At 38.1% G+C, this 11,415-nt stretch carries 10 protein-coding genes; 6 read left to right on the plus strand and 4 right to left on the minus strand.

Annotated features, from left to right (window positions below; translation table 11 throughout):
• Positions 1–23: 23 nt before the first annotated feature.
• Both GJU39_RS20130 and GJU39_RS20135 read left to right on the plus strand, forming a co-directional pair.
• Positions 24–2,429 (plus strand): TonB-dependent receptor, encoded by a 2,406-nt coding sequence (locus GJU39_RS20130; RefSeq protein ID WP_167515730.1) that lies wholly within the window; start codon positions 24–26, stop codon positions 2,427–2,429.
• Between the two features lie 123 nt (positions 2,430–2,552).
• The gene (locus tag GJU39_RS20135) at positions 2,553–3,695 is read left to right on the plus strand and encodes a hypothetical protein (protein ID WP_154282801.1); all 1,143 of its coding nucleotides are present in this window, start codon (positions 2,553–2,555) and stop codon (positions 3,693–3,695) included.
• Between the two features lie 92 nt (positions 3,696–3,787).
• Here the strand turns inward: GJU39_RS20135 and GJU39_RS20140 are convergent, their stop codons facing one another.
• Positions 3,788–4,000: a contractile injection system tape measure protein gene (locus GJU39_RS20140; protein ID WP_154282802.1), complete on the minus strand. Its 213-nt coding sequence runs from the start codon at positions 3,998–4,000 to the stop codon at positions 3,788–3,790.
• A 457-nt stretch (positions 4,001–4,457) separates the two neighbouring features.
• Between GJU39_RS20140 and GJU39_RS24135 the strand changes: the two genes are divergently transcribed.
• A complete protein-coding gene (locus GJU39_RS24135) occupies positions 4,458–4,586 on the plus strand; it encodes a hypothetical protein (protein ID WP_280790422.1) in 129 nt (42 codons plus the stop codon).
• 42 nt (positions 4,587–4,628) lie between these two features.
• Positions 4,629–5,843: an alpha/beta hydrolase-fold protein gene (locus tag GJU39_RS20145; protein ID WP_154282803.1), complete on the plus strand. Its 1,215-nt coding sequence runs from the start codon at positions 4,629–4,631 to the stop codon at positions 5,841–5,843.
• A gap of 373 nt (positions 5,844–6,216) precedes the next feature.
• On the opposite strand, the gene GJU39_RS23990 is transcribed toward GJU39_RS20145, so the two are convergent.
• Both GJU39_RS23990 and GJU39_RS23995 read right to left on the minus strand, forming a co-directional pair.
• The gene (locus tag GJU39_RS23990; protein ID WP_342448230.1) at positions 6,217–6,465 is read right to left on the minus strand and encodes an alpha/beta fold hydrolase; all 249 of its coding nucleotides are present in this window, start codon (positions 6,463–6,465) and stop codon (positions 6,217–6,219) included.
• Between the two features lie 97 nt (positions 6,466–6,562).
• A complete protein-coding gene (locus GJU39_RS23995; RefSeq protein WP_245228034.1) occupies positions 6,563–7,084 on the minus strand; it encodes an alpha/beta fold hydrolase in 522 nt (173 codons plus the stop codon).
• Between the two features lie 172 nt (positions 7,085–7,256).
• On the opposite strand from GJU39_RS23995, the gene GJU39_RS20155 reads away from it, so the two are divergent.
• Positions 7,257–8,108 carry a LysR family transcriptional regulator gene (locus GJU39_RS20155; RefSeq protein WP_154282804.1) on the plus strand — a complete coding sequence of 284 codons (852 nt, stop codon included), beginning with the start codon at positions 7,257–7,259 and terminating at the stop codon, positions 8,106–8,108.
• Between the two features lie 29 nt (positions 8,109–8,137).
• On the opposite strand, the gene GJU39_RS20160 is transcribed toward GJU39_RS20155, so the two are convergent.
• Positions 8,138–8,671: a helix-turn-helix domain-containing protein gene (locus tag GJU39_RS20160; RefSeq protein ID WP_154282805.1), complete on the minus strand. Its 534-nt coding sequence runs from the start codon at positions 8,669–8,671 to the stop codon at positions 8,138–8,140.
• A 1,891-nt stretch (positions 8,672–10,562) separates the two neighbouring features.
• Here GJU39_RS20160 and GJU39_RS20165 point away from each other — a divergent pair.
• On the plus strand, positions 10,563–11,204 hold the full coding sequence (locus GJU39_RS20165; RefSeq protein WP_154282806.1) for a hypothetical protein: 642 nt from the start codon (positions 10,563–10,565) through the stop codon (positions 11,202–11,204).
• Positions 11,205–11,415 lie beyond the last annotated feature (211 nt).

An 11,415-nucleotide genomic window follows, 5' to 3' on the forward strand; every position in this document is an offset into this window, starting at 1 on the left:
CATATAAACCATACATGATTATTATGAAACAATTTTGCCCCGCTCGTTCGGTTAGGATGAGTCAATGTTTAAACTTTTGGTCTTTAGTTACTGCATTTCTGATCCTGTGCATCACTTCGTCAGCTGCAATGGCTAATTTCAGCTGGCAGGAAAATGGCTCCATTTCTGGTAAAATCACGACCAGTGATCGAAAACCTGCAGAATTTGCAACAGTTTCGCTGGAAGGTTTAGCTAATGCGGCCGTAGATAAAGCCGGAGCTTATGAATTCAAAAACCTCGCTGCCGGAACCTATACGCTTAAAGTGAGTTTCGTTGGCCAGCAGCCACAGCTTAAAACAATTGTACTTCGGGCAGGAGAAAACGCCACCGCAGATTTCTCCTTTTCATCTACTGCTAAAGATTTAAACGAGGTACTGATTGTTGGCGATAAGTATAATATATCATCGAGGAAAGAAAGCCGGTATGTTTCCAGGTTACCGCTTAAAAACCTCGAAAACCCGCAGGTTTATTCTGTAGTAGACAAAGAATTAATTAAGGAGCAAATGGCTCTTACGCTGGAAGAATCGTTCCGTAATATTCCCGGTGCAGCTCCGGCAAAAACAGGTGCAGGGATGCCTGCATTTTTTTCGAGGGGTTTCCAAACCAGCGAAAACTTTAGAAACGGAATGGCTACTTTTCTGAGAACAGGGATTGACTTATCGATGGTTGATCGTGTGGAAGCAATAAAAGGACCATCGGCTACGCTTTTCGGTGCGGCAATGACTTCTTTCGGCGGACTGGTAAACTACGTAACTAAAAAACCTTATGACCAGTTCGGTGGCGAAATTTCTTACGTTCAGGGCAGCTTCGATCTGAGCAGATTAACAGCAGATATTAATGCACCCGTAAATAAGGATAAGACATTGCTTTTCCGAATGAACCTGGCTACGCAAAAAGAAAATTCTTTTCAGGATCAGGGATTTGGAACTACCTATGCCGTAGCACCAAGTGTTTCCTACCAGGTAAATGAGCGCCTGATTTTCAGACTTGATGCAGATCTTCAAACCTATAAAGGCACCTCGTCTACAGCCTGGGCCACAGGCAGCAGGGTAACTGCAACAAGTTATGATCAGTTGGATCTCGACTATAAACGTTCATTAATTGATAACTCATTCGTTGGAAATCAATCTTCCAGTAACGTTTATGCACAGGCTGAATATAAGATTTCTGATCAATGGACTTCACAAACCAACTATTCATTCAGCAACGGAGAATATAATGACCTCCTTTACTTCAACCAAACCTGGCTAACCAACACTACCATTGCCAGGGCGATCAGTGTCTTTTCACCAGAAAAAGCCGGAAGAAAAGAAATTCAACAAAATTTTATTGGCGATTTTAAAATTGGTAAGCTCAGGAACCGACTGGTGGTTGGTCTTGATTACATGACACAATTCCGGAATTTTAAATTCACAGCATTGCAGCTGGATACCATTACACTTAACACCCCTGTGAAAGATATCAGATTGCAACAGGTTGAAAATCGCCTGGGCACAATGAGTACGCCACAAAGTTTAAACAAGCAAAACACCTACAGTGCTTACTTTTCTGATGTGATTAACCTCACCGACAACCTGATGGCTATGGTAAGTTTACGTGCAGACCGGTTTATGAATGAGGGAACCATAAATAACCTGACGCAAGTGAAAACAGGTGATTATAATCAAACTGCTTTTTCACCTAAGCTGGGCATAATTTATCAACCAGTAAAGGATAAGGTGGCCATTTTCGGAAATTATATGAACGGGTTTAGAAACGTTGCGAATACCACACAGCCAGATGGTTCCATTTCAGTTTTTGAACCGCAGCAAGCCAACCAATGGGAAGGTGGCATCAAGCTGGATCTGATGAATAAAAAGTTGAATGCAACCATTAGTTATTACGATATTTCGGTTAAAAATATTACCCGGGTAGCAACGATCAATAATCAAAACTTCACCGTACAGGATGGCACACAGGAAAGTAAGGGGATAGAAATTGAATTTATTGGTAACCCTTTCCCAGGATTTAATTTTGTATCTGGCTATGGTTATAACGATAATAAATTTAAAGATGGCAATCCGGCAATAGCGGGTAAACGTGGGGTTGGAACGCCGAAAAATGTAGCAAATATTTGGCTGGGTTATACCTTATTAAATGGTGTTGCCAAAGGTTTAGGCTTCGGCGCAGGCGCTATGTATGTAGATGACACTTATGCTAATGCAGCAAATACCTTCGTTTTGCCTAAATACACAGTTATTGATGCAACCGTTTTCTTCAACAGACCAAAATACCGTGTCAGCTTTAAAGCAAACAACATTTTAGATGAAAAGTACTGGATCTCGGATGGTTTTTATTCTCGTCCGCAAAAACCAGTTAACTTCCTGGCAAGTTTAACATTCAAATTTTAAAGCGCAAATGGAGGCGCTGTAAATTTATCCTTCCCCAAATGGCTTATGGCTTTGGGGAAGGAATTTGCAGATCTCTTTTTCAAACCTGGCATCTTCCTATTCTGAATTAAAATCAATTATTGAATGAAAAACCCGACTGTTAAAAAACAAATAGAGGACCCGGAGCAATACAGCAAAGAGTTGTTACTTGGGATTCTGCTTACTATTGCAATTTTAGATCATACCCGCCTTTTCTTTCATTACTGGAATACGAACCCCGGTAAGCTCGAAACAACCACTCCTATTCTGTTCTTTACCCGTTTTATTTCTCATTTTTTTGCGCCTACTGTATTCTTTATCACCGGCACTTACCTCTTCCGGTGGAGCAAAGATAAATCCAGGCGCCAGGTTTTTTATCACATGCTACTATTGGCATTCCTGCTGATTGTTGTTGAACTGCTGATTAATAACTTTTTGTGGACATTTGACTTCCAATACCGGACCATTGGTCTCTTTATTATCGGCGCACTCGGTTTAAGTATTGGTTTGCTGGCTTTTCTTCAGTTTATGCCTAAAAAACTGCTTTTATTGTTTAGCATTTTGGTTTTAATTTTTCATCATTCAATAGATGGCGTAACAGTTACAGGCAAATCATTATCGGCTATTCTGTGGTATATCCTGCATCAGCAGAAGTACATACCGGATGGAGAGCGGCTTTTTATTGTTAATTATACCATTCTTCCCTGGTTTGCCCTACTTAGTTTAGGTTATGCTATCGGCCATCATTATCAGAGAAAATGGCTACTGACTACAGGCTTGGTATTAACCTGCCTGTTTTTTATCCTCCGCGGGATCAATTTTGGAGATTCCCAACCGTGGACTATCCAGGTAAGCTTTGTAAAAACTTTAATTTCCTTTTTCAGCGTAACCAAGTATCCGGCCTCAATAGATTTTATTTGCATTACACTGGGGCCAATGTTTATCGTGCTGCATTATATAAAAGGCATACGGAATAAACTGACAGATTTCTTTGTCACTTTTGGTTCTGCACCATTATTTACTTATTTACTTAGCACTTTTTTGATCCATCTCGCGGCAATGATCGGACTTTGCTTCACAGATATTTCCATATCGGCAATGATTACTACCTCCAAATCTTATGAGAAAGGAAATGAATTATCAAATTATGGTTATTCATTAGGAGTAGTTTATCTTCTGTGGCTGGTTTTTGTGTTTTTGTTGTATTACTGTTGCAGGTGTTATCGAACCTATTTGTTGCACAAATAAGGGCTTCGGTATTAATGCAAGTTTTGAAACACTAACCCAATTCAACAGGAAGCTATTTTATGGCATTAAAGGTGTTAAAAATCTACTGTAATTTACTTGATGGGTTTTAGCAACACGCTCAACCACTGTCTTTTTTTGCATATTTTAACCTCTTCCTGGCTGATCTCTATACCACTTTTAACTGGTTGGTGAACCGGAACGCCACATAATATTTTAATGAGTACCAGATCCGGCTCATCAGTTTCCATCATACCGGTAACTACAAATTGAAGGTAATGGACTGCATCTGATTGTTTATCAGCCAAAATAATTATTTTGAAATTTGTAGTAGTGCTATGATTTTGAAATACTAAAAGAGTCCACGCATTGAGTCGATCAAGGTCGGATATTTTATATCATTTCGATTATAAAACACAATTCCGCCAAAGATAAACTGTTGGTCATCGTATAAATGCCAATACGTATTCTTTCTCCAAATCGAATGGCTGTTACTTCAACACCTCATTTCGTTTCCCGATAAGCCATTTGCAGCTATCATTAACTAAATACTTTTGCCTGTTATCCTCTTAAGCTTATGTAATCCGTGTGTACCAAGGATTTTTGAGGCATAAATATTACATTATAAGAGGTTTGTTCAAAGATAATCTGACATAGGATCAGAGTTCGTTTAGAACAAAATATCTGGATAGAACCTTCCATAACACCTACAAAAAGTCAACAAAAAAGGGTTGCTTAAAAAAACAACCCTTTAAAAAAGGAACCATGAATCCGGTTAGTACCCCTGAGCAGGAATACTTTGAACACTTAGAACGTTTTTTAGGGATTATAGAACCTATTATTGATGATTTAAAAGGAAAAGGATTGCTGGTATATGATATATTTGCATTTTAAAAGTCTTAACGCCATAAATTTAAATACCACATATTCAACTACATGAAATCATTCTACTGTTCTTTTATTTTTCTCTTATTTTCTTTTTATGTTCAGGCCCAAGAAGACAATCGCTTTACTATCGGATTTTCGGAAACAATATCTTCAAAAATATTAGGAGAAAATCGTGAAATCTTGATACACATGCCTAAAAGTAACGGAGGAAATAAAATAAAAGATAGAGGTAATTATCCAGTAATCTATTTGTTGGATGGAGACGACAATTTCAACAGTGTTGTAAGTATTACCGAGCACATGGAAGAAGCAAGCCTCTGTCCTCCGATGATTGTGGTTGGGATCGTGAATTCAAATAGAATGAGCGATTTAACAACTGGTACTGATAAAGATATGCCTAAGCAATTTCTTGGTAATGGTGAAAAGTTCATGTCTTTTCTCGAGAAAGAACTTATTCCCCATATCAATTCAAATTATCCAACTACAACATATAAAACATTTATTGGCCATTCGGTGGGAGGCTTAACGGTAGTAAACACCTTACTTCATAATCCAACTCTATTTAATTCCTATGTTTCTCTCGATGGGGCGTTGTGGTGGAATAACGCTAAAGTCGTAATAGAAGCGAAAACAACTCTAACTGCTCAAAATTACAAAGGAAAAACATTATTTATGGCTATGGCCAATCGTTTGGAAAGAGGGATTGATACGCTAAGTGTACAAAAAGACACAAGCGAGAATACAGATCTTATTCGTGCCAATTTAAAATTCATTAAAGAACTTCAAAAAGCGCAAAGGAACCAGTTGCGATACAGGTACAAATTTTATGAAGATGATAACCATCCTTCGGTTAGATTGATTGGAGAATATGATGCGCTTCGATTTATATTTGATTTCTACAGGCTCAAGATTTACGACAGTGAATTTGAAAATCCAAATTTTAGATTAGATTCCATTTTAGTTACACATTATAGCAACGTTTCTAAGCAAATGGGGTATATTGTGAAACCTAGTGAAAGCCAGGTTAATAATTTTGGTTACCAGATGATGGCTGCTAAACAATTTAAGAAAGCGGAGTCTTTATTTAAACTCAATATTGTCAATAATCCTAATAGTGGCAATTGTTACGATTCTATTGGTGATTTCTATCTTGGAACCGGAAATAAAGCAAAAGCGATCGAATCTTTCAAAAAGGCTTTAACGTTAAAAGATATTCCCGAAAGCAAAGCAAAACTCGAAAAATTATTAAATAACAAGAATTAAATAAAATAACAGGGTCAATTAAAAAATTGACCCTGTTATTTCGGTACACTTCTGAAGCACTTAAAGTAATAGGATAGATAAAAACATGCTTGTAATTCGATTCCGGTCAGTACCCCTGAGCAAGCATACTTGGAACATTTAAATCGCTTTTTATTGCTTATTGAGCCTATAATCGAAGCTTTGGAGCGCAAAAAACATCATCTAAACCTCTTACAAAAATTAACAAATTTTAACGCTCCTCAAGGCTGGATTATACCTTGAAGAGATGCGTTTAGCACAAAACAGCAGGCAATTACAGAAAAGTAGTTTTAGTGTTTACGGTGTAGATATTACAGCATTTTATTGTTCGCTAATGGTAATTCTAAACACTTTTTTATTTCTGAGTATTGAGAAACATCAATATTTCATCGCCAATTTCCTGCGCATTTGTTTCTAAGGCGAAGTGACCTGTATTATAAAATTTAACAACCGCTTTAGGCAGATCGCGTTTATAGGCTTCGGCACCAGCAGGTAGAAAATAAGGGTCCTTATTTCCCCATACCGCTAAAAATGGTGGCTGGTATTTTCTAAAATATTCTTGAAACTTTGGATAAAGCGCCACATTGGTGCTATAATTCAGCACTAAATCCAATTGGATATCAATATTTCCGGGGCGATCTAAAAAGTACTGGTCAAGTGTATAAGCTTCTGGAGCAATTAAAGAAGGATCTGATACGCCCTCATGATACTGGTACCACGTTGCTTCTTTTGATACGAAATACTTTTAATAAATCACGATTTGCTTTTGTGGGATGCTCCCAGTATCTCCTTATAGGGTTCCAGCCAGTACTTAAACCTTCTGTATAGGCATTACCATTTTGAGATATAATGGCGGTTATCTTTTCAGGGTTTGCCATGGCCAGTCTAAAACCTGTGGGTGCACCGTAATCAAATACATACAGCGCGAAATGTTTTATTGCTAACTGATCAATAAACGATTGCATCGTTTTTGCCATGTTATCAAACGTATAATCAAATTGATCATGGCTTTTTGCATCCGAAAACCCAAAACCTGGCAGATCCGGGGCTATCACATGATATTTTTCGCTTAGCAATGGCATCAGGTTTCTGAACATGTGCGATGATGTTGGATATCCGTGAAGCAAAAGGATTATGGGGGCATTTTTATCACCTGCTTCACGATAAAAAATGTTTAAGCCATTAACCTTAATCTTTGAGTAATGAATTGTTGTATGTTTCATATTTGGGTTGTTTAAAGTTTGTGCATGGATTGAAGTAAAAAATAATACAGCTACAGCAGTTATCATTGCCCGGCCGAATTGTTGTGGTATCAATTGTTTCATAAACCAAAATTACATTGTACATTTGATCATTAAAAATGATTAATAATGATTTTTTAAATCACAATAAGAGATGAACATAAATGACCTGAAAATATTTGAATCTGTTGCATCCAATGCTAGTTTCACTAAAGCTGCCGAAGATATGTATACAGTACAGTCAAATATCACTGCCAGAATTAAAGCGCTGGAAGAGGAATTGAAAATAAATCTTTTTACACGCACTTCGCGTAAGGTAGTGCTAACAGAAGCAGGCGAAATATTTTTAACTTATAGCAGAAAAATTAACCATTTGCTTGATGAAGCTAAACAGGAATTGAATTCAACTGACAAATTATCAGGTATGTTGAAGATAGGCTGTATTGAAACCACTATGGCTTTAAAAATACCTGGAGTAATTAATCTGTTTACAGATAAATACCCCGGTGTTACTTTAAATTTCACATCAGGTAATTCAACAAAACTCTTAAATGATTTACTAAACCGCAAGCTTGATGCTGCCTTTGTAGTTGCGCCTGTGGTGATACCAGAACTGAGTACTCAAATCATAAAAAAAGAAAAGTTAGTTATTATTACCTCAAAAAGTTATAGAAATATTAAAGATTTAGAGAAACAACCTGTCAAGATTATCGTATTCGATCAGGGATGCAGCTACAGGCCGAGGTTGGAAATCTGGTTAAATAATAAGGGGATTACCAGTTACCAGTGCATTATTTTAAATACCCTTGAAGGCATTATTAATTTTGTGGAGGCTGGCATTGGGATTACTATTTTGCCGGATGAACTGATTAACAAATTATATTATAACCGTGAGTTAGTTACCTACCCTGTTGAGGGCGATTTAGGCAAACTGACCACTGTAATTGCCTACCGGAATGATACTGTCCTTTCAAAAGCGGCCCAGGTATTTATGGCGTTATTTTGATCAGATCTCATCTACTTCTCCATCAAACACTAGCGCCGTAATTTCGCTTCTTCAATCATCGTTTGGGCAAGCGCCTGTTCATGCTCCAGCGTTTTAATGCGAAAAATAATTTCTGCCTGTTGGTGAGGGCCACACTTATCTATTTTCTCTAAACAACGTATTTCGAGCAGGTCTAAATAAACCATTAACGGTGTGCGTTCTGGTGTTTCTTCTTTTAAACGCGAAATAATGCCCCATAATAACTCCGTTTTTGTATAATCTGCTATTAATGCGGTTAGTTTTCGCTGTAGTTTTAAGCAATCAAATACTGCTTTATCAATCCGCTGCTCCATGTTTTTAATCATAACAGCTGTATTTTGTTGTGCCTTGGTTTTAATTTCTTCGAATGGTTTTATTTCGAGCTCACCCTGCATTAACATTTCTATTTTAGAAAGCAAAGCAAGCTGGCGGTGGTTCAAATTGCGCAAACCAATTTCATACATGCTGGCAGAGCTTCGGGGCATGCCCAATAAACTGCCCATATCAATTTGCGAAAGCCCTAATTTTTCTCTGATGTGTTTCATTTTTTTAATCGGTTGTTATTTCAGCCAGTGTTACGACCATTTTTATGTGGCACTTTTTTATACCCGTTAAAATCTGCTCACAAAGTTGTGGCGATTTTCTATGTGACACTTTTTTACGCCACATAAAAATAAGCCACAAAATATTTATACAGACCAGACATGGAGTTTTTTATTATTTATATTTTTTCATCTGCATAGCTTAACAGCAAATTGTTATCAAATTAAAATACATGAATACATTAAAGTAATCCTGTAAATAAAGTTAAAAAACATTACGAATAATCAAATTTCCTATGTACAATTATCGCCAATGCAAATTGTAAAAACGGTGGATATTGCTCCGATTTTTATCGGAGAGGAACGGCAGCCTGCCCCGAATTTCGGGGAAGCAATCTTACCACTATCGCTACCTGCGAGCGCATTAAGATTGCTTCATCCAATGAAAAATTGGCTTCGCATCGGATAGCTACCGGATGACGATCCCATGCGAACTATTATCTCGTGGGAATTCCAATGTCATTCATACGGATTTTTTATCCAATAAATAACCCTACCATTTACAGATCAAAAAAAGTGATCGTCATTGCGAGGAGGAACGACGAAGCAATCTTTCATGTCAACAATCCTTGCTATAAAGATTGCTTCGTCGGCTGAAAAAGCCTTCTCGCAATGACGATTTTTCGCATAAGGAATAGATCCTGAATCAACTTCAGGAAGACGAGCGATGAATATTAAAAAAAGATTGCTTCACGCCCTTGCTCAACCTCCGCTTCAGTTCGCAAGGACGACTTATTGATGGCACCCCGCTATCAACACCCTGCTACCGGCCTGGGAAATGATGGAAGGAGAAAACGTTTAAAGCTTCTCCCACAATCTTTCAAACCACCACTACCCAAGGCAGCGCGTTCTCTCCCGATTTTTCATCGGGTGCTTGTGCTGCCGAAATAAAGCTTTAACGAATTTATCCGACATCAGTTCCAAGCCTTGATTTTTTTGTTACTTTTTTGATCAAGCAAAAAAGTAAGGGCCCTTCGGCGGCCAGCCGAGGCAAGCCAGCGCAGCGGACAAATGATTGATCAGCCATAACAAAATAGATTGCTTCACGCCCTTGCTCAACCTCCGCTTCAGTTCGCAAGGACGACTTATTGATGCACCCCGCTATCAACACCCTGCTACCGGCCTGGGAAATGATGGAGGGAGAAAACGTTTAAAGCTTCTCGCACAATCTTTTAAACGACCACTACCCAAGGCAGCGCGTTCTGCCCGATTCTTCATCGGGTGCTTGTGCTGCCAAAAAAAGCGTTAACGATTTTATCCGACATCAGTTCCAAGCCTTGGGTTTATTCATAAGTTGTTCATGTTTTTACAGGCATTAATGAGCTCGCAGAAAAGCTCGGTTTTGTTACTTTTGGGCCAAGCCAAAAGTAAAAGCCCTTCGGTGGCCAGCCGAGGCAAGCCAGCGCAGCAGCCAAATGATTGATAAGTCACGACAAGATAGATTGCTTCACGCCTTCACTCAACCTCCGCTTCAGTTCGGACGATACCCCGAAGCTATTCATTCCTTTAAAATCATGTCATTTATATTTATTTATGCAATAAATTATCTTTCAGGATGATGCACAACTTTAATTTTTTAATAATCTAATTATCAGTCTGCAACGACTAGGATACTTTATTTAATAATTAAAATTTTTCTTTGTGATTTGAGATATTGTTTCTAAATTGCCTATGCGAATTACTAATTAATATCATCATTCACTTAAACACAGAGCTAAAATCAATTAAATTTCTTTAACAATATTCCTGGTCGAGTGGTAGCCCCACATTTTCAATTTCTCTGTGAAGAGTTATTTGGTAGTTCGCAGCGACCAGGATACTTTATTTTAAGGTTATGCGAACTACCAAAAGTAAAAACCAAAACACACAGCTCCCTGCTCAGGTTGCAGCTGAAACAGCCAACATGAATGTATTACCTGCAATTTGCGCAGTTAAGGCTACCTTACATCATATTGATGGAAATGTTTCTGAAATATTGATGACTTTGCCTCGATATACCGGCTGGACAGAATTTTTAGAAGATGGACAAAATTCCATTCGGGAATATGTGTATCAGCTTACCAGGCATTGGATTAAAATTACCCATTTCTTTATAGAAACCGGAACAATTACCAACAATGGAAAAATAGCTTCTTGTTTTTTGCCACGCAGGTTCGATATTCCTTTAGGCAAATTTTATAAACCGATGGCGCCCGGAGCCTGGGTATCGGCCAATCAACATCCGCATCATCCAAATTATAACCAAAAAGGATCGGGCAAAAATTTATCAGCATTAATCGCTATTGCAAAAAGGAGAAATGATGTGGTTTATCACCAAATAGCACCTAACACAATTCTTTGCGGCATTCCTTTCGAAAGCAAATCTGCTTACTTTGAAATAGGTGATCTACCTATCGGGCATTTTCAAAAGAACGGCATTGAATATATTGTTGTGTACAGCTACGTTGCTGATAAAAGTGGAAGTTTTGAATGTTGAGGGAGGTAAGGATAAATAGATAAATTAAATTTAAGCCCTTGCGGATGGTGAGGGCTTAAAAAGCCTTCTCGCAACGATTTTTCGCATAAGGAATAGATCCTGAATCAAGTTCAGGAAGACGAGCGATGAATATTAAAAAAGATTGCTTCACGCCCTTGCTCAACCTCCGCTTCAGTTCGCAAGGACGACTTATTGATGGCACCCCGCTATC

The sequence above is a fragment of the Pedobacter petrophilus genome (genome assembly GCF_009674725.1).
Lineage (GTDB): Bacteria > Bacteroidota > Bacteroidia > Sphingobacteriales > Sphingobacteriaceae > Pedobacter > Pedobacter petrophilus.